This is a genomic window from Anoxybacillus sp. EFIL (assembly GCF_013096955.1).
GTDB lineage: Bacteria > Bacillota > Bacilli > Bacillales > Anoxybacillaceae > Anoxybacillus > Anoxybacillus ayderensis.
Genome location: NZ_SDLH01000002.1, coordinates 59381 through 82638, shown reverse-complemented (window position 1 = coordinate 82638; position 23258 = coordinate 59381). Strand labels below are relative to the sequence as shown.

The 23258-nt window shown below is 41.1% G+C and carries 27 protein-coding genes; 7 read left to right on the top strand and 20 right to left on the bottom strand.

The window, feature by feature from the left end:
* Nucleotides 1-43 precede the first annotated feature (43 nt).
* Genes ES017_RS03550 through ytxJ form a run of 3 tightly spaced genes read left to right on the top strand, consistent with a single transcriptional unit; the run spans nt 44 to nt 1115 of the window.
* Entirely contained in the window at nt 44-436 is a 393-nt protein-coding gene (locus tag ES017_RS03550) for a DUF948 domain-containing protein (RefSeq protein ID WP_021095603.1), read from the top strand.
* Between the two features lie 12 nt (nt 437-448).
* Nucleotides 449-799 carry a hypothetical protein gene (locus ES017_RS03545; RefSeq protein WP_009361567.1) on the top strand — a complete coding sequence of 117 codons (351 nt, stop codon included), beginning with the start codon at nt 449-451 and terminating at the stop codon, nt 797-799.
* Complete coding sequence (ytxJ, locus tag ES017_RS03540) at nt 786-1115, top strand: bacillithiol system redox-active protein YtxJ (RefSeq protein WP_009361568.1); 330 nt, start codon at nt 786-788, stop codon at nt 1113-1115. The genes ES017_RS03545 and ytxJ overlap by 14 nt, the downstream gene beginning before the upstream one ends.
* An 11-nt stretch (nt 1116-1126) precedes the next feature.
* Here ytxJ and murC read toward each other — a convergent pair whose 3' ends face one another.
* The 8 genes from murC to ES017_RS03500 all read right to left on the bottom strand — a co-directional run bounded on the left by murC (nt 1127) and on the right by ES017_RS03500 (nt 9315).
* Complete coding sequence (gene murC, locus ES017_RS03535) at nt 1127-2428, bottom strand: UDP-N-acetylmuramate--L-alanine ligase (protein WP_171334773.1); 1302 nt, start codon at nt 2426-2428, stop codon at nt 1127-1129.
* 161 nt (nt 2429-2589) lie between these two features.
* Nucleotides 2590-3699: a nicotinate phosphoribosyltransferase gene (locus ES017_RS03530; RefSeq protein ID WP_021095599.1), complete on the bottom strand. Its 1110-nt coding sequence runs from the start codon at nt 3697-3699 to the stop codon at nt 2590-2592.
* A 71-nt stretch (nt 3700-3770) separates the two neighbouring features.
* Nucleotides 3771-5912, bottom strand: a complete 2142-nt coding sequence (locus ES017_RS03525) for a DNA translocase FtsK (RefSeq protein WP_171334772.1) — start codon at nt 5910-5912, stop codon at nt 3771-3773.
* Nucleotides 5913-5983: 71 nt separating this feature from the next.
* Complete coding sequence (ytpR, locus tag ES017_RS03520; protein WP_021095597.1) at nt 5984-6589, bottom strand: YtpR family tRNA-binding protein; 606 nt, start codon at nt 6587-6589, stop codon at nt 5984-5986.
* Nucleotides 6586-7392: a DUF1444 domain-containing protein gene (locus tag ES017_RS03515; RefSeq protein WP_021095596.1), complete on the bottom strand. Its 807-nt coding sequence runs from the start codon at nt 7390-7392 to the stop codon at nt 6586-6588. Before ES017_RS03515 ends, ytpR begins: the two co-directional genes overlap by 4 nt.
* The gene (locus tag ES017_RS03510) at nt 7385-7711 is read right to left on the bottom strand and encodes a thioredoxin family protein (protein ID WP_021095595.1); all 327 of its coding nucleotides are present in this window, start codon (nt 7709-7711) and stop codon (nt 7385-7387) included. The genes ES017_RS03515 and ES017_RS03510 overlap by 8 nt, the downstream gene beginning before the upstream one ends.
* Nucleotides 7708-8235: a DUF84 family protein gene (locus ES017_RS03505; protein ID WP_021095594.1), complete on the bottom strand. Its 528-nt coding sequence runs from the start codon at nt 8233-8235 to the stop codon at nt 7708-7710. The genes ES017_RS03510 and ES017_RS03505 overlap by 4 nt, the downstream gene beginning before the upstream one ends.
* Before the next feature lie 12 nt (nt 8236-8247).
* Nucleotides 8248-9315 carry a M42 family metallopeptidase gene (locus tag ES017_RS03500; RefSeq protein WP_021095593.1) on the bottom strand — a complete coding sequence of 356 codons (1068 nt, stop codon included), beginning with the start codon at nt 9313-9315 and terminating at the stop codon, nt 8248-8250.
* A 107-nt stretch (nt 9316-9422) separates the two neighbouring features.
* Between ES017_RS03500 and ES017_RS03495 the strand changes: the two genes are divergently transcribed.
* Complete coding sequence (locus ES017_RS03495; RefSeq protein WP_009361577.1) at nt 9423-9719, top strand: PepSY domain-containing protein; 297 nt, start codon at nt 9423-9425, stop codon at nt 9717-9719.
* A gap of 24 nt (nt 9720-9743) precedes the next feature.
* On the opposite strand, the gene ES017_RS03490 is transcribed toward ES017_RS03495, so the two are convergent.
* Nucleotides 9744-10583 (bottom strand): YtnP family quorum-quenching lactonase, encoded by an 840-nt coding sequence (locus ES017_RS03490; protein WP_171334771.1) that lies wholly within the window; start codon nt 10581-10583, stop codon nt 9744-9746.
* A gap of 71 nt (nt 10584-10654) precedes the next feature.
* On the bottom strand, nt 10655-11305 hold the full coding sequence (trmB, locus tag ES017_RS03485) for a tRNA (guanosine(46)-N7)-methyltransferase TrmB (RefSeq protein ID WP_009361579.1): 651 nt from the start codon (nt 11303-11305) through the stop codon (nt 10655-10657).
* Nucleotides 11306-11377: 72 nt separating this feature from the next.
* Between trmB and ES017_RS03480 the strand changes: the two genes are divergently transcribed.
* The gene (locus tag ES017_RS03480; RefSeq protein ID WP_021095589.1) at nt 11378-11647 is read left to right on the top strand and encodes a YtzH-like family protein; all 270 of its coding nucleotides are present in this window, start codon (nt 11378-11380) and stop codon (nt 11645-11647) included.
* Here the strand turns inward: ES017_RS03480 and ES017_RS03475 are convergent.
* The 8 genes from ES017_RS03475 to pepV form a co-directional block, all read right to left on the bottom strand.
* A complete protein-coding gene (locus ES017_RS03475) occupies nt 11639-12412 on the bottom strand; it encodes a phosphotransferase family protein (protein ID WP_021095588.1) in 774 nt (257 codons plus the stop codon). The two genes, ES017_RS03480 and ES017_RS03475, sit on opposite strands and share 9 nt — an antisense overlap.
* Before the next feature lie 81 nt (nt 12413-12493).
* Nucleotides 12494-14614 (bottom strand): type I pullulanase, encoded by a 2121-nt coding sequence (gene pulA, locus ES017_RS03470; protein ID WP_021095587.1) that lies wholly within the window; start codon nt 14612-14614, stop codon nt 12494-12496.
* A 211-nt stretch (nt 14615-14825) separates the two neighbouring features.
* Nucleotides 14826-15782, bottom strand: coding sequence for a hypothetical protein (locus ES017_RS03465; protein WP_021095585.1), 957 nt, complete (start codon nt 15780-15782; stop codon nt 14826-14828).
* A 35-nt stretch (nt 15783-15817) separates the two neighbouring features.
* Complete coding sequence (locus ES017_RS03460; protein WP_021095584.1) at nt 15818-16489, bottom strand: LrgB family protein; 672 nt, start codon at nt 16487-16489, stop codon at nt 15818-15820.
* Nucleotides 16486-16863, bottom strand: coding sequence for a CidA/LrgA family protein (locus tag ES017_RS03455; RefSeq protein ID WP_021095583.1), 378 nt, complete (start codon nt 16861-16863; stop codon nt 16486-16488). Before ES017_RS03455 ends, ES017_RS03460 begins: the two co-directional genes overlap by 4 nt.
* A gap of 22 nt (nt 16864-16885) precedes the next feature.
* Nucleotides 16886-17416 (bottom strand): RNA 2',3'-cyclic phosphodiesterase, encoded by a 531-nt coding sequence (gene thpR / locus ES017_RS03450; RefSeq protein WP_021095582.1) that lies wholly within the window; start codon nt 17414-17416, stop codon nt 16886-16888.
* A gap of 33 nt (nt 17417-17449) precedes the next feature.
* Nucleotides 17450-18601 (bottom strand): MFS transporter, encoded by a 1152-nt coding sequence (locus ES017_RS03445; RefSeq protein WP_021095581.1) that lies wholly within the window; start codon nt 18599-18601, stop codon nt 17450-17452.
* Between the two features lie 85 nt (nt 18602-18686).
* Nucleotides 18687-20090, bottom strand: coding sequence for a dipeptidase PepV (gene pepV, locus ES017_RS03440; RefSeq protein ID WP_021095580.1), 1404 nt, complete (start codon nt 20088-20090; stop codon nt 18687-18689).
* A gap of 173 nt (nt 20091-20263) precedes the next feature.
* Here pepV and ES017_RS03435 point away from each other — a divergent pair, with 173 nt between their 5' ends.
* Nucleotides 20264-20485, top strand: a complete 222-nt coding sequence (locus tag ES017_RS03435; protein WP_003398403.1) for a DeoR family transcriptional regulator — start codon at nt 20264-20266, stop codon at nt 20483-20485.
* 38 nt (nt 20486-20523) lie between these two features.
* Here the strand turns inward: ES017_RS03435 and ES017_RS03430 are convergent, their stop codons facing one another.
* Entirely contained in the window at nt 20524-21246 is a 723-nt protein-coding gene (locus ES017_RS03430; RefSeq protein WP_021095579.1) for a pseudouridine synthase, read from the bottom strand.
* A 106-nt stretch (nt 21247-21352) separates the two neighbouring features.
* Between ES017_RS03430 and ES017_RS03425 the strand changes: the two genes are divergently transcribed.
* Entirely contained in the window at nt 21353-21613 is a 261-nt protein-coding gene (locus tag ES017_RS03425) for a hypothetical protein (RefSeq protein ID WP_021095578.1), read from the top strand.
* Between the two features lie 14 nt (nt 21614-21627).
* Here the strand turns inward: ES017_RS03425 and ES017_RS03420 are convergent, their stop codons facing one another.
* Complete coding sequence (locus ES017_RS03420; protein ID WP_021095577.1) at nt 21628-23253, bottom strand: putative polysaccharide biosynthesis protein; 1626 nt, start codon at nt 23251-23253, stop codon at nt 21628-21630.
* Between the last annotated feature and the right edge of the window lie 5 nt (nt 23254-23258).

Genomic DNA, 23258 nt, shown 5'->3' with positions numbered 1-23258 from the left:
TTGTCGAATAGATCACAGGGTAGACAGAAAGGAGTTTTTTACAATGGACATCATTTTGTATAGTAGCATTGCACTCATTGCGATCGCTTTTCTTACTTTAGTCATTTATGTCGTCCAAACATTAAAAACACTTCAGACGACGTTACAACATGTCGCGAAAACTGTGGAAGAAGTTGAAAAACAAATGCATGAAATCGGGAAAGAAACGGCACAATTACTACATAAGACGAATGCTCTCGCAGATGACGTGCATAAAAAAGCAGAAAGCTTACAAAGCGTATTCGATGCAGTAAAACAAGTAGGTGTTACCGTTCAAACATTTAGCGACTCGATTTCTAAAACGTTAACAACAAACGAAAAAAAAATTGCGCAGGCGATTCAGTGGGGACAAACACTCATTGAAATATGGACAAAATGGAAAGAGAAACGAAAGTAAGGAGGCATTCATATGGCGAAAAACGGTTCTTTTCTACTCGGGGCGATTGTTGGGGGAATTGCAGGTGCAGCAGCAGCACTCTTTTTGTCGAGCGAACGCGGAAAGCAGTTATTAACCGAATCAGCACAACATGGAAAACAACTGTTGAATGATTTCAAAGAAAGCAATATAAATGAATGGAGAAAAAGTGAAGAAAAAGAAGAACCGATAAAAAGCGAACAAGAGAAATCGCATTCCATTTCATCTATCCCGATTCCGCTTCCTTCATCAGATGTGGAACAGTTATTAAAAGAAACCGAACAAGCGGTTCATGATGTCGAAAAACGTTTGAATAAAGGAACTGATGCACATGGAGAAAGTTGAAACAATTGAACAATTTGAGCAAATTTTCTTGTCACATCGCCCGTTTTTATTTATGAAACATAGCCTTACATGCCCAATTAGCCATCGGGCATGGCTAGAATTTGAACGGTTTACAAACGATTTTCCACACATTCGCGCCTATTACTTACATGTACAACACGCTCGTCCGTTGTCACAGCATATCGCAGAAGCTCTCCAAGTAAAGCATGAATCTCCTCAAGTGTTATGGGTGACTGAACAAGGAGTAAAGTGGCATGCTTCACATTGGAACGTCACATACGAACAAATGAAAAAAGCAACTATGAGCGCATCATAGTTGCTTTTTGCTTATACGTGAACCGATTGTTCGTATTTCTCTTGAAATTTTTGAATATCGCCTGCTCCCATAAAAATAAGGACAGCGTGATCATGCTGTTTTAACACGTCAACTTGTTCCTCATGCAACAGTTTTGCCCCATCAATTTTTGCACGCAAATCCTCGATGGATAATTTCCCTTGGTGCTCGCGCGCTGAGCCAAAAATATCGCACAAATATACCGCATCAGCAAGCGATAAACTTTCAGCAAACTCTTGTAAAAATGTTTGCGTCCGTGTATATGTGTGCGGTTGAAAAATCGCAACAATTTGACGATCTGGATACTTTTGTCTTGCCGCCTCGATCGTTGCCCGTATTTCCGTCGGATGATGAGCATAATCATCAATAAGCACTTGTGAACCAAACGGTTTCTCATGGAAGCGACGTTTCACCCCAGGAAACGTTTTTAATCGTTCTTGAATAATGCTCACATCAATCCCTTCGTAATGGCAAAGCGCAATGACAGCAAGCGCATTAAGCACGTTATGATCGCCATATCGTGGAATATGAAAAGAAGCGAAAAACGTATGGCGCACAAACACATCAAACGATGTACCTTCCGATGTTTTTACAATATTTCGTGCTTGGAAATCGTTATCTTCACCAAATCCATAAAAAACAACAGGAACTTTCGCTTGGATTTTTTGTAAATATTCATCATCCCCACAGGCGATAATTCCTTTTTTCACTTGCCATGCCATTTGTTGAAATGCTGAAAACACATCTTCAATATTTGCAAAATAATCTGGATGATCGAAATCAATATTTGTCATAATCGCATAATCAGGAGAATAGGCTAGAAAATGGCGACGATACTCGCACGCTTCAAATACAAAATACTTACTTCCTTCTCTTCCCTTTCCCGAACCATCCCCAATCAAATATGACGTCGGTTGCGCTCCTTGCATCACATGAGCGAGCAATCCGGTCGTTGACGTCTTTCCATGGGCGCCAGTCACAGCGATACTAGTGAATTTTTGTAAAAATTCACCTAAAAATTGATGGTAACGAATGACGGGTACACCGAGTTCGCGAGCGGCTACAATTTCTTCATGAGTATCTGGAAATGCGTTCCCTGCAATCACAACCATATCTTTTTGAATATTTTCAGCACTAAATGGGAAGATAGGAATTCCTCGTTCTTCTAAAGCTTCTTGCGTAAAAAACCGCTTATCGTAATCTGAACCTTGCACAGCACATTTCATATCATGTAACACTTGAGCAAGTGCGCTCATTCCAGTTCCTTTAATGCCGACAAAATGGTAAGTAGTCATAAAAAAACCTCCACCAACTATCGTTGATCTATATAGCAGTATATGACACAAATTCCGTTTTGCTATTTTCATCTTATGTAACAAACTTCATTATACCATCGTTTCACCGCGATGATAAGAAAAACTGATAGAAGCATCATTCTTCTATCAGTTTTTCCGTGTTACTGACCAGTATACTCCACTTTTTCGAGACGTGGATTTGGACGGTAACGCCGCCCTGCTTTCGCTTGATGTTTTCCGTTTAATAACACGTTATCACCAGTAAAACCGATATGTACTTTTAACAAACTACTTCCTACACCGTACATATCAACCGGCACACCTTGCTTTTCGAACTCAATAATGCGCTGTTCGTTGAATCCACCGCTAACAACGATTTTCACATGCTCAAATCCTTCGCGATCAAGTGCCTCACGCAAAGCGAAAATAAGTGGTGGATTGACACCGCGCGGATCAAATGTGCCAAGCACTTCTGGGTGACGAATAAAATATTGATCGATCATCGTTCGAGACGTATCGACGCGAACAGCCTTTAACTTATCACCAAACTCTCGCGCCACTTTCAGCGCATCTGTAATACAGTCATTGTTATAATCAACAAGAACAATTAAATCATCGTCTGGATATTTTTCGTGATACGCCTTTGCCGCCGCAACAACATCCCCATCAAACAATTGAATGAGCGCATGCGGCATCGTCCCCATTCCTTGTTTTCCCCACCATTCGTTCATCGCATGTGTCGCTTGTGCAGTTGAACCACCAATAAAAGCAGCATATCCGTCACCTGCTTGCATCATAAAATGGTCATCACGATCTCCCATAAAAATGACCGGTTTTTGTACACCAGATAAAGCTGCTGCTTTAACAACGTTATACACGTTTGTTGCTACAGATGTTCGCCGCGCTAAAATTCCATCAATAATGCCTTCTAAATATCCGAAATTTTGATACGGACCGGTAATAGTGAGCACTGTCTCAAACGGACTAATTTTATCTCCGTCTTTTAATGAATAAATTTCTAATTTTTCTGGCTCATCCGCAAACGTATGCAATAAAGCAATCACTTCATCCGTTCCGCATAAAACGGCATGTTCTTTTTGAAAAAACTGCATCGTGACAATATTATTTGGGCGAAATTGTTTTACAATTTCACGCGTTTTCAAAAAATATACAGCTGAAAACCAGCCATCTCGCACACGCTCATCAAATTTAAACGTTTTATTCGTTAGCCGTTTAATCTTTCCTTGTAGCTTTAATTCGATTTCTTTCATTTTGCTTTCCCCTTCAACCATCGTTTTCACTTATTTAGCATAGCATGTTTTCTATTTCACGACCACTTGATCTAAATCGTATCTTGTAGTTGCTCAAGATCTTGCTCATCAATTAAAACATCACGCGGCTTGCTTCCTTTCGGAGCGGATACGATTCCGCGTTGCTCCATCATCTCGATTAAGCGTGCTGCTCGGTTGTAGCCAATGCGAAAGCGACGTTGTAAACTTGATGTGGAAGCTCCACCCTGTTGAACAACAAATTCACACGCCTCGTAAAACAATTCATCATCTTCATCAGCTTGTACATGTTGTTGCAACAGCTCGTCATGTTGGAATAAGTAAGACGGTTCCATTTGCTGACGCACATGGGCGACAACGCGCTCAATTTCTTCATCAGATACGAAATTTCCTTGTAAACGAATCGGCTTCGCCGTTCCATTTTCTAAAAATAACATATCGCCTCGCCCAAGTAACTTTTCTGCGCCGTTTATATCGATAATCGTGCGTGAATCAATTTGCGACGATACAGAAAAGGCAATGCGTGTTGGAATATTTGCTTTAATTAAGCCGGTAATCACGTCCACCGATGGCCGTTGTGTAGCAACAAGCAAGTGCATACCGCATGCTCGCGCTTTTTGAGCAATACGACAAATCGCTTCCTCGACATCAGCGGGCGCAACCATCATTAAATCCGCAAGCTCATCAATAACAATGACGATATAAGGTAAATGTTGTTCCGTCTTTTGTGCTTTTCGTACTAAATCGTTGTAACGAACAATATCACGCACACCCGTATGCGCGAATAGTTCGTATCGTCGCTCCATTTCAGACACAGCCCATTTTAACGCTGCTGTTGCAGCTTTTGCATCAGTGATGACCGGGCTCACTAAGTGTGGAATATGATTATATGGTGCAAGCTCGACCATTTTCGGATCGATCAATAGCAACTTCACTTCATGTGGTGTTGCTTTATACAACAAGCTGACTAACATCGCATTCATACATACACTTTTTCCTGATCCTGTTGCCCCAGCGATCAATCCATGGGGCATCTTTTTTAAATCCGTCACAATTGGCCTTCCTGCAATATCTAATCCTAAAGCAACAGTTAATGGAGAGTCTGACTTCTGAAACGCTTCACTTTGTAACACTTCGCGAATAAAGACCGGGCGACTTGATCGATTCGGCACTTCAATCCCTATCGTGTTTTTCCCTGGAATAGGTGCTTCCATACGAATATCGACAGCTGCTAAATTTAATTTAATATCATCTGCTAAATTCGTAATTTTATTCACTTTCACACCAAGTTCCGGCTGTACTTCAAAACGAGTAACTGTCGGACCTTTCGTTACATGAACAACTTTTGCTCCAACGTTAAAATTTTTAAACGTCTCGTTCAATCGCTCCGCTTGTTCTTTTAACCATGTTTCATCGTCTTCTTGACGGATGAGTGGTGGATGCAGCAATGATAAGGACGGAAACACGTACGTTGACTGTTTTTTTCGCTCTTCCCATTTTTCCCGATCTTGCTTTAACATCATCACATTGTATGGCACACCACTTCGCTGACGTACTCGCTCCTCTTTTTCTTCTAATCGCTCCTGCTCTTTATTTTCTTGCGGCTGTTTTTGTTCCGTTTTTTCTTCAACAATTTCTGTTTCTTCTTGCTTTTCGTCTTCCTTTTCATGAACAAAATCGTCCACCTCATGACGAAGTGGCTCACTCTCCTGTATATGCGCATGTTCGTTTGTCTCAGCAACAAAATGTTCTTCTTTTTCTATCGATTCAGTTGCCTCTACATTCACGCATTCGTTTGTTTCGACTTTTTCAACACTCGGAAGTTCAAATTCAACCATTTGTTTATGTTCATTTTTTCGTTCTACACGTTCCATTCTTTGATAACCAAATACAGGTGATGGGACATCCGTTGGGCGAAATGCGCGTGATTCACCCGCTTGACGATCGAGACGATATACTTTTTTCTCAAATGAACTCGTTTGTGACAACGGTTCAGCTGTTCTATCTTTTCTTCTTTCTGTCGGTTCATCCGGAATTAACGGAAAGCGAAACTTTCCTTTCGGATATTCATAAACGACTTTTGCCTCCATCTCTTTATGTTCGTTTTTTGGCACAGATGGAGGGTGTTTTCGCGTCTCTTTTATCTCATCGTTCCCCCCAAATAAATAACGAAATAATGCCTTTAACCAACCCATTCAGTCCTCACTCTTTCTTTGTACATTCAGTTTTATTTTATCACAAAAAAAGCTGACTGCCGCAACGGAAGTCAGCTGAAAAATGGTTGGCCTACTTCGTACTCATCATTTAAAACGAGAATGCCCTTCTCTTGAGGAGCGTTCGGTAAGTTTAGTTCGCGTGCCGAGCAAATCATTCCGTAAGATTTTACGCCACGCAGCTCTGCCTCTTGAATGACAAGACCGCTTGGCATGACTGCGCCAACTTTTGCAACAACAACTTTTTGCCCAGCGTCAACGTTTGGAGCGCCACATACAATTTGCAACGTCTCCGTACCGACATCGACTTGACAAACGCTTAACTTATCAGCATTCGGGTGTTTCTCTTTTTGTTTCACGTAACCGACGACAAACTTCGGTGACAAATCAGCCGCTACTTGCTCATCTACACCATTTTTTTGCAGTATATCATTAATTGTCGCAATCAGTTGTTCTGTTCGTTCGACGACACCATTTCCTTCAAATGTGCCGTATGTAGACGCGTGAAAAATATTGTAACCGACTGTCTCACCTGTCTGCTCATTGAAAATGCGCACGACATCTCCTTTTTTCTCAAAAGCTCGCACTTGCGGATCAACAGCTTTCAATGTAATAAGTAACGTATCTCCGATCCCTTCACGATTGTAAAATACATTCATTGTGTCTCATCCTTTCGACGATTTTTTCCGAGAATAAAAATCGGTTGAAGTTGCCCATCTTCGTATAAAAATGAGAGGGCGGTAATCGGCACTCGACCGCTTGCAAAAAAACTCATCGTCAACTGCGCAAGTACATCATATCCGATTTCGTTCTCAATGTCAGCAATAATAAGCACATCTTGATGAGGAACGGCCAATAACATCGTTCCTTTTATTTTTTCAGAAAACTTTTTCAAAAAAGCATCATTTAATATGCGACTTGCATCATACCCATCGTTTGTATTTAAAAAGTAAAACGTATTACCTGCAACACGGTCTTCTTTTACCGTTGTAGGCAAGGAACGCACATTAAAACGCGCAATTTCTTTTAATTGTTGCACATCCCAACGCTCCGATTCAACTAACCGCTCATCAATAAGCCGATACGTTGTTCCTAAATCAAGTGCATAATAAATGCGCGTTTCTGCCGTATGCTCATCATAAATAAACATCGCTCCTTCGTTCATCTTTGTCGGAAACGAAGTAGAGCGAATAACCGGATATACGTGCTTTTCTTTTCCACGCAACGGTGAATCATCATGTAATGCGTTCAATGTTTGTTCTACATAATAAACGACTTCATCAATGGCGCGCTCTTTTTCTAGTTCCCATTTCGCAATAATTGGAGGCAAGGAGATCGTCACTCCTTTTTTCGTTTCGCGATGTTCAATGCGGAGTGTATCTTTTTTTCGATCCCATTGAAACTCCCATGGATAATGACGTAACCGCTGTTGAATATGCTCGCTTATTTGTTTACTATTCATCCCGCTCACCTAAATGTTCAATAAAAGCGACGATTTCTTCTTTTGTTTTCCGATCTTTGCTGACAAATCGGCCTCGTTCTTGCCCGTTTTCATACGCGATAAAGCTTGGAATGCCAAATACGTTATGCGCTGTAAACAAATCGAGCAATTGATCGCGATCAACCGCATAAAACGTATAATCCGAAAACTGTTCTTCGATTTCTGGCAAAATCGGCTTGATGACTTGACAATCAGGACACCAATCAGCCGTAAACATCATAATGACTTTCCCATGTTGAATGACTTCGTTATATTGCTCCATACGTTCGATTGTTTTCATCTATCTATCCATCCTTTCTTTTGATGTTCATACTGTCCTTTTAACAGATGAACAATATGTGTATACATCGTTGTTCGATCGATCGCTCCGTTCGTCAAAATACCAATCGCCCCTTCATTTGAACGAACGTCGCGGCGATTTGCGTATTCATCCATCACTTCAGCTAATTCTTTTCCACCTCTTAATTGTTCACCGATTTCAGCGGGGAGGGGAATACGTGCCCCTCCTGCCACAACAACAACTCCATCGCGATCAACGAGCGCCCCCCAATTACATAACCAAATTCCCCCGTTTTGTGCGATGAACACGCCACCTTCTAAACCGATCCCGATATGTGCTTGTTGTTTACAAACAGCTAACGTCGCTCGCTCAATCGCACCTTGCAACGTTTCTTCATCGGAAAACGGCTGTTTTGACACGCTCGGTTGCACATCACTCGAAATAATCGTATAGTGTGCCTCATGAAACACAGCCTTTACCGCTTTTACTTTCGTATTATTTTTCGTTCCAACAGCTATGTTCATCTCTCGATCTCCTTAAGCGTTACGACGAATCGCGTCTACTGTCGCGCGGTCACATCGTTTCACAAGAGCGACTAATAATTGTTTTGCCGCTTCATAGTCATCCACATGAATGATGGAAGCATGCGTATGAATATAGCGTGCACAAATGCCAATCACAGCTGAAGGGACACCGCTATTCGCGATATGTACTCTTCCTGCATCTGTTCCACCGCCCGGTGAAATAAAATATTGATATGGAATGTTGTTCGTTTCTGCGATATCTAAAATAAATTCACGCATGCCGCGATGCATAATCATTGTACGATCATAAATGCGCACGAGCGCACCTTTGCCGAGATGCCCAAACTCTTTTTCGTCTCCTTTCATATCGTTCGCTGGGCTAGCATCTAGCGCAAAGAAAATATCTGGTTTAATCATCGTGGTTGCTGTTTGCGCCCCACGAAACCCAACTTCTTCTTGAACTGTCGCTCCAGAATATAATACATTCGGTATCGTTTCATCTTTTAACTCTTTTAACAACTCAATGGCTAAACCACAGCCGTAACGATTGTCCCATGCTTTCGCCATAATTTTTTTCTCGTTTGCCATCGGTGTAAATGGACAAATAGGCACAATTTGTTGCCCTGGGCGAATGCCCATGCGCTCTGCATCATTCCGATCGTCTGCCCCAACATCAATGAGCATATTGTTTATATCCATTGGCTTTTTTCGCTGCTCTTCGTCAAGCAAATGAGGAGGGATCGAGCCGATCACACCAACAATCGGACCACGATCTGTTATAATTTGTACACGTTGAGCTAACAATACTTGATTCCACCAACCGCCAAGCGGCTGAAAACGAATCATTCCTTGTTCTGTAATGGCGGTGACCATAAAACCTACTTCATCCATATGCCCTGCAACCATCACGACTGGACCATTTTCTGTTCCGCGCTTCACTCCAAAAATGCTCCCAAGCCGATCTTGCACAATATCATCAGCATATTTTTGTAACTGTTCACGCATAAAGGCACGCACCGCATGTTCATTCCCCGGTGCCCCCGGCAATTCGGTTAACGTTTGAAACAACTGCAAATCCATCGTTTTTTCCCCTTTCTTTGCTCGCTATTTGTCATTGTAGCGAATTTTACATGTAGTTTCCACTCGAACAATTCGGTATACTAAAAGAAAAAGTGGAGGAATGGATTATGCGCGTCAAAACGTTTCTTACTGGGATCGTTGTCGGTGCAACAGCAGCATACATATGGAATGAGTGGCAACATCAACGTTTTATTTCATCTGAACAAGCGCTCCAAAAGGCGAAAGACGCCTTTCAACAAACGGGTGACATTACAGGATCGTGGATCCAAACGACCGTTGAAACAATTGAAAAAAATGGGCTACGCTACAACGTCTATCGAGGTGGCATTACGCGTCCAACTGGCGCATATGAGTGTCTCATTGATGCAAAAACAGGAACAATTATTGAAGCGCGAAAATTGTAAAACCCAAGCAAGCCGCTTGGGTTTTTATTGACGTTTAATCGATTCAACGATTTGAAACTCGTCATTCCAACGGACAGCACGGTAATACGCATCGTGATAAAACGTAAACCATGCATCGTTTTCCATTCCATAGGCGAGCCATTTTTGTTTAGCGAAAATGGACGTCATCGGATAATCATCGTATGCCATCACCCAAAGCGGATTTTGATGTGCATGTGTCGGCATTAAATCACCGAGATGAACAGCCGTTTCTCCTTCAGATGTAATAATAATAATGGCATGTCCATCGCTATGACCGCCTGTATGAATCATCGTCACACCAGGAACGACTTCTAACTGCTCAGCAAACGTATCAACTTGCTCTACAATGGCTTCCCAGTTTTCTTTCCAGTACGTATTGCGCGAACGAATATTCGGCTCTTTCATCTCCGCCCATTCCACTGCCGATGTAATAATGCGCGCACGAGGAAACGTTGGAACGAGCTTATTTTCTTCCCATTTTGTTAACCCGCTCGCATGATCGAAGTGCAAATGCGTCATTAATACAAGATCGATGTCTTCAGTAGTTAAAGAAAGAAGCGCCAACTGCTTTTCTAAGTCAGACTCTTCCGTAACACCAAAATTTCGTTTTTGCTTCTCATTCAATTTTCCTTTTCCAATGCCTGATTCAATGAGTATGTTTTTCCCATCCACTTGCAATAAAATCGGATCCGTGCGAAGCGGAATTTGATTTTGGTCGTTGCATGGATATTTTTTCATCCAAAGCGGTTTTGGCACGACACCAAACATCGCTCCCCCATCTAAATGTGTAATTCCTCCATTCAACCACGTCATCGTTATTTGACCGATCGTTAATTTCTCCATCTTCTCTCCCCCTCTCATGCTCTATTTTACCATTATAAAAATATTCAGAAAAGGAAAAAACCTATGTCCAATTACGACATAGGTTTTCGATATTTTACTTCACAGCGATAAATTGGATTTCCTTTTTCAGAAAACTTTTGTTCATACTCTGTCATGACGTTTCCTTCCACATCGCTTCGATGAAGATCGAGGCTAACATATTGAAGAACTAAACCGTATTGTGAAAAGCTGACAAGGGAATATTCAAACAATCCTCGGTTATCGGTTTTAAAATGAATTTCCCCTTCATCGACTAAAATGTTCTCATACAACTCTAAAAATGAACGATATGTTAACCGTCGTTTTTCATGTCGCTTTTTTGGCCACGGATCAGAGAAATTCAAATAAATGCGCTCGACTTCTCCCTTTGCAAAAATGTTCGTTAATTCTTTCGCATTCACATTTAATAAACGTAAATTTGGCAAATCGTTCTCAATCAGCTTATCTAGTGCACATACAATGACGCTTTCATATAACTCAATACCGATATAGTTAATATGCGGATGCATTTTTGCCATTTCCGTAATAAAACGACCTTTTCCTGTCCCAATTTCTATATGAATAGGATTGTCGTTTGCAAACAATTCATGCCAACGACCTTTATATTGTTCCGGTTGCGGAATAATATATTGTGGATATGATGCAATTTTTTCTTTTGCCCAAGGCTTATTCCGTAAACGCACGTCTCATCCTCCGTTTCTTTGCATATAAAAAGATAAAAATGGCCATATTATAAAACGAATAGGGGGATGAACATGGCCATTAATCATGAGCATCAATTAACTGTGTTAAAAGACATTTTATCAGAGCATCAACTTGATCGTTCAGGGACAGTAGCCGAATGTGAACAAATTGAACGGCTCGCCAAATCGTTAATCGCAAACGATGCTGTCCATTCTGAACTCAAACAAACATTATCCCATATTTACACGTACAGTCAAAACGGAAAAAACGCAACTGATCTTTCTTCACACATCGATCAACATGAACAACAACTCGCTGAATGGATGGATCAATTAACGTAACACATGCTCGAGGAAATGCAACAATCGTTGCATTTCCTTTTCATTATTCCGCCCTCTATGCCATGCAAGCAACACGATCGTTTGAGCCAACGTATACCATTTCATGCGCAACAGCAATTGATCATTGAACGGTAAACCGTATTGCTCTAACCAGCTTTCCCATTGTTCTCTTGGAATGTAAGCATACAACAACACCCCGATATCAATGGCCGGATCAGCAATCATCGCGCTATCCCAATCAATTAAATAGAGCTGGTTATCTTCTGTTAACAACCAATTGTTATGATTCATATCACAATGACAAACGACATAACCCTCATGATACACATCATTTACATGTTTCTCTAAAAACGCAATAGCCTGTTGCACGACAGCATTTTCTTTTATGACACATTCGTTTTTTTTCACTTCCTCTAGCAAACGATTCGGCAATAAAGGTTTTTTACCGAGCCGTTCCATCATCGCTAACAATTCTTTTGAGCGATGAATTTTTCGAAGTAGTTGGGCAACTTGTTTGCTAGTCATATCGTGCGGCTTTAATTCGCGCGCTTGTAAAAACTGCTGGGCTGTAATCACATCCCCGTTTTCCATTCGTTTCGTCCAAACTAATTTTGGAACGATTCCTTCTGCCGACAAAACAGCTAAAAATGGAGAAGAGTTGCGCTTTAAAAACAACTTCTTCCCATCATGCTCCGCAATATATGCATCCCCTGTCGCACCGCCTGCTGGGGAAATTTCCCACTCCTTACCTAGTAACTGTTCCAAGTGAGCTCACCTTTCGACTTAGTCAAAATAAAAATAGCGATTGTCATCTTACTAGATTTTATCTTTCTGATCGTTTCCACGTCAACATTCAATTAATACCCACGTACCAATTCCATTTATTTCAACAAACTGTTCGTATATTTTTCCTATTTCTTCTTGATTTGAACTAAAAACGACTTTCCATTCCCCTTCAGAAAGAGGAAACGTCGTTTTCTTTTCTTCATTATGGTGAACGACAACAATTTGTTCCCATGGACCGTACAGTCCAACATCAACAAGCTGATAAGCAATGACAGATGGATGTGTATCGTAAAACTTCATATGCCGTCGAACTTGATCAGCAGTCAAAAAACGAAACGCACCATGTCTTTTACGAAGCGCAATGAGAAGCATCATTTCCCGCACGTCTTCTTCCCAATCATTTTTGCGTTCCCAATCGATTTGGTTTACTTCGTCAGGAGCATTATAGCTATTTTCAATCCCTCGTTTCGTTCGATAAAACTCTTGACCGCTATGCAAAAAAGGAATGCCTTGAGATAATAAAACGATCGCTGTCGCTAGCTTTTGACGTTTCCGTCGAATATATTCGCTCTCATGTGCATTGGCAATCATCATTTTATCCCATAGCGTATGGTTATCGTGACATTCGACATAATTCACACTTTGCCTTGGCGAAAAGAAAAGATGAATACTTCCGCGAATCGCTTCCATTACTGCTTCTTTATATGAGCAATCCCCTAATGCAAATCCTCGATCACGAACTTGAAACGTGCTGCCTTTTACATAGTCGCGAAATCGATCATTAAAATAAGCGATGCGTGGGGTATGTTTTGCGTTCGCAATCATCGTCTTTTTTTCGCGAGATAACGGAGTGGCTAGCTCCCAACCTTCCCCGAGCACAATGACTGTCGGATCTATTGCATCAATCGCTCGACGGACGTCATTCATCGTATCTATATCTAAAATGCCCATTAAGTCAAAACGAAATCCGTCAACACCGTATTCGTTTAGCCAATGCATGACGGAATCAATAATAAATTTACGTACCATTTTCCGCTCAGATGCTAAATCATTTCCAACTCCTGTCCCGTTTGACGGATAGCCATTTGATCCGTATCGAAAATAATAACCAGGAACAAGATGTTCAAACGACGATGTTTCTCGAATATATACGTGATTATATACAACGTCTAAAATAACACGAATACCTTCGTTTTGAAACGCACGAATCGCCTGTTTTAACTCAATGATGCGCGCGTATGGATCGGTTGGATCGGTTGCGTAACTTCCTTCTGGGGCGTTGTAATGAACGGTGTTGTATCCCCAATTGTACATTTGAAGGGGCTGAAGTTCATCCACTCCTTCAAAATCTTGCACAGGCATGAGTTGAACATGTGTCACACCGAGCTGTTTCACGTACGAAAGACCTGTCACCGTTTCGTTCGGTCCAAATGTATCTCGCTCCGTTAAACCGAGATATTTCCCTTTATGTTTCACCCCACTTTTAGGATGAATCGTGAAATCACGCACGTGCATTTCATAAATGATCGCATCCGTCATAGAAATAAACGGAGGCATGGTCGGTTTCGGGATATTTGTCTTCGTCAGGTCAACGACAACACCATATGTGCCGTTTACTGAAACAGCTTTTGCATAAGGATCAACCGCCTCACGCCAAACAAAATTCACATACGTCATATACGTATAAAAAAATCGTTCAACATTTTCATAAATGGTATACGTCCATACCCCTTTTTGTTCTCGTATCATTTCATAAGTTGTTTCTTCTTTCGTCGTTGGATGAATAAGCTTTAGTAACACGTTTGTAGCAGTTGGCGCCCACACTTTAAACGTCGTTTTTTCCGGTTTGTACATTGCACCGAGATCGTTCCCGTCATATGCATATAAATCATCGAACGCCTTTGTTCGCATTACTGCCCCTACTTGTAGAGGGGCTTGCCATCCTTCTTCTGTATAAACAACATATCGTTTTCCTAATTCAACAATAAAAGGGACAGTACATTCATATTTTGTAAATAAGTGTTGTCTTTCTGTTGAACGAATCGTTAAACGGTATGCTGTTTGTTCTTTATCACATAAAAAAAATAGCGGTGCACGCTCGTGAACAACATCGTTCGGTATTAAAATTGTAATGACTGTCAGTTCATCTAAGTAGGCTTCAAACGGTTGTTGTTTAAACATTGTCGGTCACCAACTTCCACTTTTTAAATGAATGGTTTTTGTTGTAAAATGGATAAATAGGGGGGAGAAATGATGTATTCATGCATTTCATGTAGCGTTCCGTTTCCACTTTTACCATCTGGTTACTTACTTATTATGCAAGAACAACAAAAAAAGTATTTAATTGATCTTGTTATTGCCATATACAAAAATTCAAAAAAGAGGCTGACCGTTACTCATCAGCCTCTTCAAATTGTTCTACAACGAGCGGATCGTAGTAACGCGCATCACAATATGTCAGCAATGATTGGGCTGCCTTCAACTGCATATGCTTCAGCGGCATCGTCAATTGTCTTAGCGACATAAACCACGCCTCATAATGTCGCCGATCAATGATTTCAAGATCGCTTGGTGCATAACGATAATCAATATATCCTTCACGATTGATTAACACTTTTTTTATCGGCATATCGACGGCAAATTGTTTATAAATCGTTTGAACAACTTTTTCTGTTCGGTGAAGGGAAATCATCGGATTGACGATTTTTCGTTCCACATCGTCAACCATCTCCGTCCAAAATCGTTCAGCCGAGCCGACAATAATGTTGTTTTTTCGTTCTTCTGTAAACGCAATACACCAAGTCGTTGTCGGACTAATTAAAATCGTATTTAGCTCGACAGGGGCTTTTTTCAATAAAAATACAGGTTTATACATACATAAGTATGTATCAGGAAAACGTTGCAAAAAATATTTTAATTGTACATCATAATAATATTTCGGATCAATAATAGATTCTTCCGTTAATGTTGAACTTGCCCAACGAATTTGCAGTTGAAACAGCTTTTCTAAAAATAATATTTTTAACTCTTCAAGCGTTCGCGGCTCAGACGTAATGGAAACGACAAATTCTTCCTCTTCGTTCGGCTGTTCGTTTTCATTTTCTATGTCTTTTACTTTTTTTCGTTTCCATAGTTGTTTCACTTTATCAAAAAGCGATGGCTCTTCTTCAAGCCATTTCCACGATTGTTGTGAATGTAGCTCCGTCCGCATCGCAAGTTGACCCGTCTCCCACGCCTGCTTCATTCGTTCCCATTGTTTTTTTTTCAAACGAATGAACTCGCTCGGGTAATGATAAATATCTAGTTCGTAGCGCGAAATATAGTCTTGAAGCTTAATGAGCTGTCCCACACTGTAACCTCCAGCAACAAATAGTTACTTTCATTCTACAACAAAAGCAACAACGGGCAAAGAAGAGAAGCAAAAATTGCGCTTAACGTCATAGCAACGGAGCTAATCGCTGCTTCTTTTCTCCCGATTTCAAGCGCTTTTGCGGTACCGATACCGTGAGAAGCTGCCCCAAGACCGCTTCCAATCCCTAAAGCTGTTGTAATGTGCAAACGTTGAAAAAGAATCGGACCAAACATTGCACCAAAAATTCCCGCAATCATGACATATACAGCAGCAAGCGTCGGTATACCGTCAATTAACTTCGCAATATCCATCGCAACAGGCGATGTGACCGATTTCGGAATGATGGAACGAACAATTTTTTCTGGCAAATGAAAAAGACGCGCGAACAATAAACCGCTTCCCATTCCAATGATTGTGCCGAAAAATGTGCTACATAAGAGCGTCCATAAAAACTGTTTTAACGTATGCCGATGTTGATAAAGCGGCAAAGCGAGCGCAACAACAGCTGGACCAAGCAAATGAACGAGCCATTTTCCTCCGATCATATATTGGTCATACGACAAGTGAAAAAGCGATAACGTCATAATGATGACTACCGTGCTTGTTGCGACGGGAACGAGCAACGGAAAATAAAAGCGAGCATACAATTTGCGCATCGCTATATATACGACGATCGTCCATATAAGCAAACTAACGCCAATCATGCCCCTTTCACCTCACGCACTCGCTTCTGTTCACGTGTTTGTGCCCATTGCCCAATAAAACCAGCAAACAACATAACCATCATTGTGCTGACGATCACAATGACAATGGACCATATTCCCCTTCCTGAAAAAAGCTCCACATAGTCCATTACCCCAACTGTTGCTGGGATAAATAAAAGCGTTAAGTGAGATAAAAGCATATTTGCCCCGCGCGAAATCCACTTCTCTTTTACGATTCCGGTCATTAATAATAAAAATAACAGCAACATGCCAATCATACTCCCCGGAATTGGAATGTGTAGCAGTTGCTGAATGAACGAACCGATCATATACAACATATACAATCCCCCGATTTGAATGACCGTAATCCCCATCTTTTCTCCCCCTCTTATTGAATTATGAAAGAGGAAAACGCATCAACGGCTTATATTTCGGCGTTTGATCCATATGTGTTTCGTATAACACAACGTCATGTACGAAAAAGTGAATGTCTTCTCCTTCCATTTTTCTCGGATATGTGTCAAGCGAGAACGGAAACGATCCACTCCATTTTTTCGCCAACGTAATATGCGGTGTAAACGGTCTTGAATCAAGCGAAAAACCGATGCGTTGGCACACGTTATACACATCTTGACGAAGAGAAAACAAACGCGGTTCCTCTTTCACCCCATACCATAAAATACGAGAACCGAATGAGTACACCTCGCTCAGTTGTAACGAAAATGACTGATGTTTTTTTACTACATCTGGCATCATCTCTGCAATTTGCTTTCGCTCTGTTTCGGTTGCCCGACCTAAAAACGCAAGCGTTATATGATAATCGGCTTCATGAACGAACAACCGAAATGGCGCTCCCCATTCAGAAATAAAAGCATGCAGCCGCTTTTTCACCTCGTTTGGTAGAGGAATTGCCAAAAAGTAGTGCATCTATCGTCCCACCTTTTAATTTTCTAAATTTTATCAAAATTCATATAGTTTTCGCAACGTCTTTTTTGACTGCCAAGCAAAAATCACCATGCCACCAAACGTCAACAATCCGAAAAATAAATATACATGCTCAATTGTCCAACGTTCTAATATATATCCTCCTACAAATGTACAAAACCAGCTCCCGAGCCCGTTTCCAACTGTAGCATAAAGCGATACAGCTGTTGTACGTACGTGTGCAGGAGTGACGTCCCGCACGTATTGTAGCGCAGCTGGAATAAATAAACCGACAGACGCCCCTTGTACAATTGTCGTGGCATACACGATCATTAACGGTGGTTCAAAAAAGTAAAATAACCAACGAGCGCAAGATAATGCTGTGGCAACGAATAAAACGTTCATCATGCCAAACTTTCGCACGACCCCGTCAGCAAATTTCATAAACGGCGCTTCGCTTCCTGCTGCTAATAAAAAGGCAATGCCGACTCCTGCAAGCGTTCCACCTAAATCAGTAATCAAAATGCCAAAATAAAAATTGTTGGCATAAATTGGACCAAAGACAAGAAACGTCGTCAACAAAAACAAAAGAAACGGTGGAATGCGAACTAACTCTTTCATTCCTTCACGAATGTTCACTTTCGCACTTGACTGCTCTTTTGGCAACTTCCATGCAAGCACACTCGACGTAATGAGTAAAGCAACGAAAATGTAAAAAATGAAGCGAAGATGAAACATCTGAGCAATTTGTCCAGCAATCGGGACAGCAGTCGCAAACCCAAGCGCTCCCCAAAGGCGAATCGAGCCATACCGTTCGTTTGCTTTTTGTACGTAATGAAGCGTAATACTATCAGATAATGGAACAATGCCACTTTGCATAACAGCAAGTAGTGCGGCAATAACAAGCAACCACATATAAGAATGAACGAGCGAATACATAAAACCAAAAAAAGCTGTTCCTAGTAAAGATACGATTAACACTTGAACCGGTTGACGCGTATAATCGCTTACCATTCCCCAAATTGGTTGAATAAAAATCATAACAATAGGGCTAATGGACATAATCATCCCGATTTCTGTTCCTGACAATCCAACTTCATCTTTTAAATACACAGATAACAACGGAAAAAGCGATCCAAAACTAAAAAACTGTAAAAAGTAAAAGATGCGAAAAATACGTGTATACACAAAAATCCCCCATATCAAATAAAATGACGAAAAAGTACCGTCATGAGCGACGGCACTTTTCATTATAACATATTTTTGGAAATTGTCATTTTGCTAATTCATAAATCGCTTGGGCATAAATGGCTGTTGCTTTAAGCAAATCATCGATAAACATATATTCATCTTTTTGATGCGCCACATCTGGACGATTCGGGAATAACGGACCGAACGCTACTCCTGCTTGTAAAGAACGCGCATACGTTCCACCACCGATCGCAAGCAATGATGCTCGTTCGCCCATCTGCTCTTCATATACGCGTTGCAACGTTTGAACGAGCGGATGATCTTTTGCGACATAATGTGGTGAGGAGTTCGAAAAGTTGTTTAATACGAACTGATGACGTTTAGCTACTTGCTCAATGATTTCTTTTGTGCGCGTCATATCGTTCGTGACAGGGTAACGTAAATTGAGGCCCATCTTTCCGCCACGTTCGTTCGTATACGAAAGAACACCGACGTTAATCGTTAAATCACCAAGTTCCTCGTTTGTATGCGCAACACCTAATCGCTTTCCGCGCGTATCTCCATAAAAAAATTGCGACACAAATCGAACAAATTCATTAGCTTGTGCATCTAGTGTTTCATTTGCTAAAAATTTCGCGAGCCATATGCCTGCATTCACCCCATTGTTCGGTTCCATCCCATGTGCAGAAACACCACGAAGGCGCAACGTAAGTGTGTCACCATCCCCATGTGCTTCCCCTTCAAGCGCATGCGTACGTAAAAATGTAAGAAAACGCTCTTTCATGTCGTTTTCATTCGTTAACTGCAATATAGCTTCTGCAAAATCTGGAACCATATTGTATCGCTGACCAGCTTGAAACGAAAGAAGAAGATCATCATGCACTTGTTTATTCATTGGTTGCTGAATGAGATCAAAATCAGCAATTCCTTTTTCAGCATATATAATTGGAAAATCGGCATCTGGCGCAAAGCCAATTGTCGGCATTTGTTCCGTTTGAAAATATCGTTCGACACATTGCCAATCGCTTTCTTCATCTGTTCCAATAATCATGCGTACGCGCTTAGAAAGCGGCAACTCGAGCTCTTTGACAATTTTCATCGCATAAAACGCAGCAATTGTCGGACCTTTGTCATCTAATGCGCCGCGCGCATAAATTTTTCCATCCACAATCGTTGCCCCGAACGGATCAAACGTCCAACCGTCACCAGCAGGAACAACATCAACGTGACATAATATGCCAACAATCTCTTCCCCATCTCCCATTTCAATATGCCCTGCTAATCCATCAACATTTTTTACGGCAAATCCTTCTTCTTCCCCTCGTTTTAACATATAACAAAGCGCTTCGTACACTTCTTTTCCTAAAGGTGCTTCTTGCGTTGCGGTCTGCTCATTTCGTACGCTCGGAATACGCAAAAACGTTTGTAAATCTTGTAAAAATATCTTTTCTCGTTTTTTCACTTCTTCCATCCAATTGATGTTCATCGTCACTTTCCCCTTTCTTTAAGAAAAATATGGTTTTAATTGTGTTAATATTGTGTAAAATTCAGCAAATTTATAGCATTTTTCTTACGTTTTCGTGTAAAATAAATAGTGAGACATCTAGTTTTTCATCTTTGTTGTACCATGCGAATGATGTGACGATAGGGAGTGATCATTTGAAACCATCTACCGATCGCATGCTAACCCGTATTAAGTCCGTCTACATGTTCATTAGCGAAAGAGGAACAGTGACAACGCAAGAGCTCGTGGACGAATTCGGCATTACTCCACGAACGATTCAGCGGGATTTAAACGTGTTAGCATACAACGACTTAATTCACAGCCCTAGCAAAGGTAAATGGACAACAACTAAAAAAAGAGTAAAGATGTCATCATAACGAAATGCATATAGACGGAACCTGATTAGTGCAGGTTCCTATTTTTTGTCTTCTCCTTTTAATAAAGCAATTTCTTCATCAGTCAACTCACGATATTCCCCCGGTTCTAACGTTTCATCGAGCGGAATTGGTCCCATTTGTATGCGTTTTAAGTAAATGACACGTTTACCAACTGCCTGAAACATTCGTTTAATTTGATGAAATTTCCCTTCTGTAATCGTGATGCGCACATCTGAACGCAAACCGGAACGAATGATGACAAGCTCTGCTGGCTTTGTTTCATATCCGTCATCAAGCACGACACCGCGCCGAAATGCTGCAATATCATCTTCTGTCACTTCCCCATCAATAATTGCTTCATACGTTTTCGGTACATGCTTTTTTGGTGATAATAGCTGATGAGCAAGTTGACCATCGTTTGTTAACAACAGCAGCCCTTCCGTATCTTTATCAAGCCGTCCGACTGGAAATGGATCAAAAATACGATCTTCCTCTTCTAGTAAATCAACGACTGTTTCCTCCACAGCATCCTCTGTTGCTGAAATGACCCCTTTTGGTTTATTCATCATTAAATAAATAAACGGTTTATACTCTACTTCTTCTCCCCATACGGTAACGACTTGTTCTTTCGGATTGACGTGTGTTTTTGCATCTTTCACCGTCATCCCATCGACTTTGACAACCCCTGCTTTCAATAATTTTTTCACTTCTTTTCTCGTTCCATATCCCATGTTTGCTAGCAGTTTATCAATGCGCAACATAAAAATCCCTCCAAATGTTTTTCTTTTTTAGGCGTTCGTCCATACACCTATGTCAACTGTCACATATACTGCCTACGTAACAATTAAAGCGAAAGGAGTTTTCCAAATGGACGAACGCCAACAACAGCAACAAATGCCGGGCATGCCTTATTACGGAGGCTCTCCATTTACACCAGGATTCCCTGGTGGATTTCCGGGCACACCAGGATTTCCTGGAACACCAAGTTTTCCAAGCGGCTCCCTTGAACGTCGAGTTGATCGCCTCGAGCGCATCACAGAACGCCAACAACAACAAATTAACAACTTAAATCGACGTCTTCAACGCGTTGAACGTCAACTCGGATTCCCATTTAGCAGCGACTTTTAATACAAAGAAGAAGGCTATGACAAAGCCTTCTTTTCTTTCTTTTTTAAAAATGAAAAGCGATTTCCAAATAACGCATATAACAAATTCGAACGTTCACTTAAATAAAAGTAAACAGTCGCTCCGATCAATCCGCCGAGTGCGACGATGATGACCGATTGGATCATGCTACCGTTGTAATGAAGAAAACGATCCATCAGTTTTGCGACCGGCCAGACGACAGCACACATTATTGTTGTTAAAATCCCCATAAACAACATACGCTTGGCAACAAAATGATAACGATAATTTGTATACCGTTGAATGACCCATAAGTTTAAACTAACCGACAAAGCGTATCCAATCGTCGTTGCCAAAATAGCTCCTACCGTTTCAAACGAAACAATGAGTATGTAGTTAAAAAATAATTTAAACAATAATCCGATACATAAACTAATGACGGTAAATTTTTGTTTATTAATCCCTTGTAAAATGGCCGCCGTCACAGAAAATAAAGCAAAGAAAATAGCGGTCGGTGCGTATGCCCGCAACACCTCTGTGCCAAGTGGATCGTAGCTGTAAAAAGCGGCATATACATATTCAGATAAAAGCGCCATGCCAATGACTGCCGGCAACGTAATAAACATAACGACTTGAAACGTGTCATTTAAATATTTTTTTAGTTGCTTGCTCTCTCCTTGCACATACGCTTTTGTAATCGTCGGAATGAGCGTTAAGCTAAATGACGTCGCTAATGTTACTGGGATAATGACAAGCTTTTGTGCCCATACGTTGAAAATGCCGTATGCGTCCTCTGAAATGGCACCGAGCCCGATGCTTGCCATCGCTTTATTAAACGTAAATTGGTCAATGAGTTGATATAAAGGCATTGCTAAGCCAACAAAAGCAAACGGGGCAGCATAGGCAATCAATTCTTTATACATCTCTTTTAATGACATATGGATCGTACCGCGATCTTGCTTTAATAGTTCATCTAAAAACGATTTTCGCTTAAACCAATACATGAATAAAACAGCTAGTCCACCAACGGCACCGATAAATGCTGCAAACGTCGCCACTTGAATAGCCGTCACAAGCGAGCCGTCGAAGATGCGTAAAACGATGTAACTCCCTGCAAGCAAAAAGATGATGCGGACAAGTTGCTCAACGACTTGCGACAACGCTGTCGGCCCCATCGATTCATGACCTTGAAAAAACCCTCGAATTAAACTCATCATCGGCACAAGTAATAAAGCGAAACTAACTGCGCGAATGACAGAAGCAACATCCGCAATCGAGTTGCCGTGTCCGTCATCATTGACGACAAACGGGGCTAATAACGGGGCACTCATATATAAAATGAGCCAAGCGAGAAACCCTGTGATCGCCATTAACGTCATACCTGAACGAAACAATTTTCGTCCAATCGCATATTCGCCAAGTGCATTATATTTCGAAACAAACTTTGATACAGCTAGCGGCACCCCCATCGTTGCTATACTAATAAACAACGTATACGGAACGTAACCGTACGAATAAAGCGCTCCCCCTTGTTTCCCAACAAGTTGATAAAACGGGAAGACGTATATAAGTCCTAATATGCGCGATAAAAACACGCCTCCCGTTAAAATAAATGTGCCTCTTAACAACTTTGATGATGACATATTAT

Coding starts and splice junctions, on each gene's coding strand:
- ES017_RS03550 (WP_021095603.1), top strand. CDS start 44: ATGGACATCATTTTGTATAGTAGCATTGCACTCATTGCGATCGCTTTT.
- ES017_RS03545 (WP_009361567.1), top strand. CDS start 449: ATGGCGAAAAACGGTTCTTTTCTACTCGGGGCGATTGTTGGGGGAATT.
- ytxJ (WP_009361568.1), top strand. CDS start 786: ATGGAGAAAGTTGAAACAATTGAACAATTTGAGCAAATTTTCTTGTCA.
- murC (WP_171334773.1), bottom strand. CDS start 2,428: ATGACTACTTACCATTTTGTCGGCATTAAAGGAACTGGAATGAGCGCA.
- ES017_RS03530 (WP_021095599.1), bottom strand. CDS start 3,699: ATGAAAGAAATCGAATTAAAGCTACAAGGAAAGATTAAACGGCTAACG.
- ES017_RS03525 (WP_171334772.1), bottom strand. CDS start 5,912: ATGGGTTGGTTAAAGGCATTATTTCGTTATTTATTTGGGGGGAACGAT.
- ytpR (WP_021095597.1), bottom strand. CDS start 6,589: ATGAATGTATTTTACAATCGTGAAGGGATCGGAGATACGTTACTTATT.
- ES017_RS03515 (WP_021095596.1), bottom strand. CDS start 7,392: ATGAATAGTAAACAAATAAGCGAGCATATTCAACAGCGGTTACGTCAT.
- ES017_RS03510 (WP_021095595.1), bottom strand. CDS start 7,711: ATGAAAACAATCGAACGTATGGAGCAATATAACGAAGTCATTCAACAT.
- ES017_RS03505 (WP_021095594.1), bottom strand. CDS start 8,235: ATGAACATAGCTGTTGGAACGAAAAATAATACGAAAGTAAAAGCGGTA.
- ES017_RS03500 (WP_021095593.1), bottom strand. CDS start 9,315: ATGGATTTGCAGTTGTTTCAAACGTTAACCGAATTGCCGGGGGCACCG.
- ES017_RS03495 (WP_009361577.1), top strand. CDS start 9,423: ATGCGCGTCAAAACGTTTCTTACTGGGATCGTTGTCGGTGCAACAGCA.
- ES017_RS03490 (WP_171334771.1), bottom strand. CDS start 10,583: ATGGAGAAATTAACGATCGGTCAAATAACGATGACGTGGTTGAATGGA.
- ES017_RS03480 (WP_021095589.1), top strand. CDS start 11,378: ATGGCCATTAATCATGAGCATCAATTAACTGTGTTAAAAGACATTTTA.
- pulA (WP_021095587.1), bottom strand. CDS start 14,614: ATGTTTAAACAACAACCGTTTGAAGCCTACTTAGATGAACTGACAGTC.
- ES017_RS03460 (WP_021095584.1), bottom strand. CDS start 16,489: ATGATTGGCGTTAGTTTGCTTATATGGACGATCGTCGTATATATAGCG.
- ES017_RS03455 (WP_021095583.1), bottom strand. CDS start 16,863: ATGGGGATTACGGTCATTCAAATCGGGGGATTGTATATGTTGTATATG.
- thpR (WP_021095582.1), bottom strand. CDS start 17,416: ATGCACTACTTTTTGGCAATTCCTCTACCAAACGAGGTGAAAAAGCGG.
- pepV (WP_021095580.1), bottom strand. CDS start 20,090: ATGAACATCAATTGGATGGAAGAAGTGAAAAAACGAGAAAAGATATTT.
- ES017_RS03430 (WP_021095579.1), bottom strand. CDS start 21,246: ATGTTGCGCATTGATAAACTGCTAGCAAACATGGGATATGGAACGAGA.
- ES017_RS03425 (WP_021095578.1), top strand. CDS start 21,353: ATGGACGAACGCCAACAACAGCAACAAATGCCGGGCATGCCTTATTAC.
- ES017_RS03420 (WP_021095577.1), bottom strand. CDS start 23,253: ATGTCATCATCAAAGTTGTTAAGAGGCACATTTATTTTAACGGGAGGC.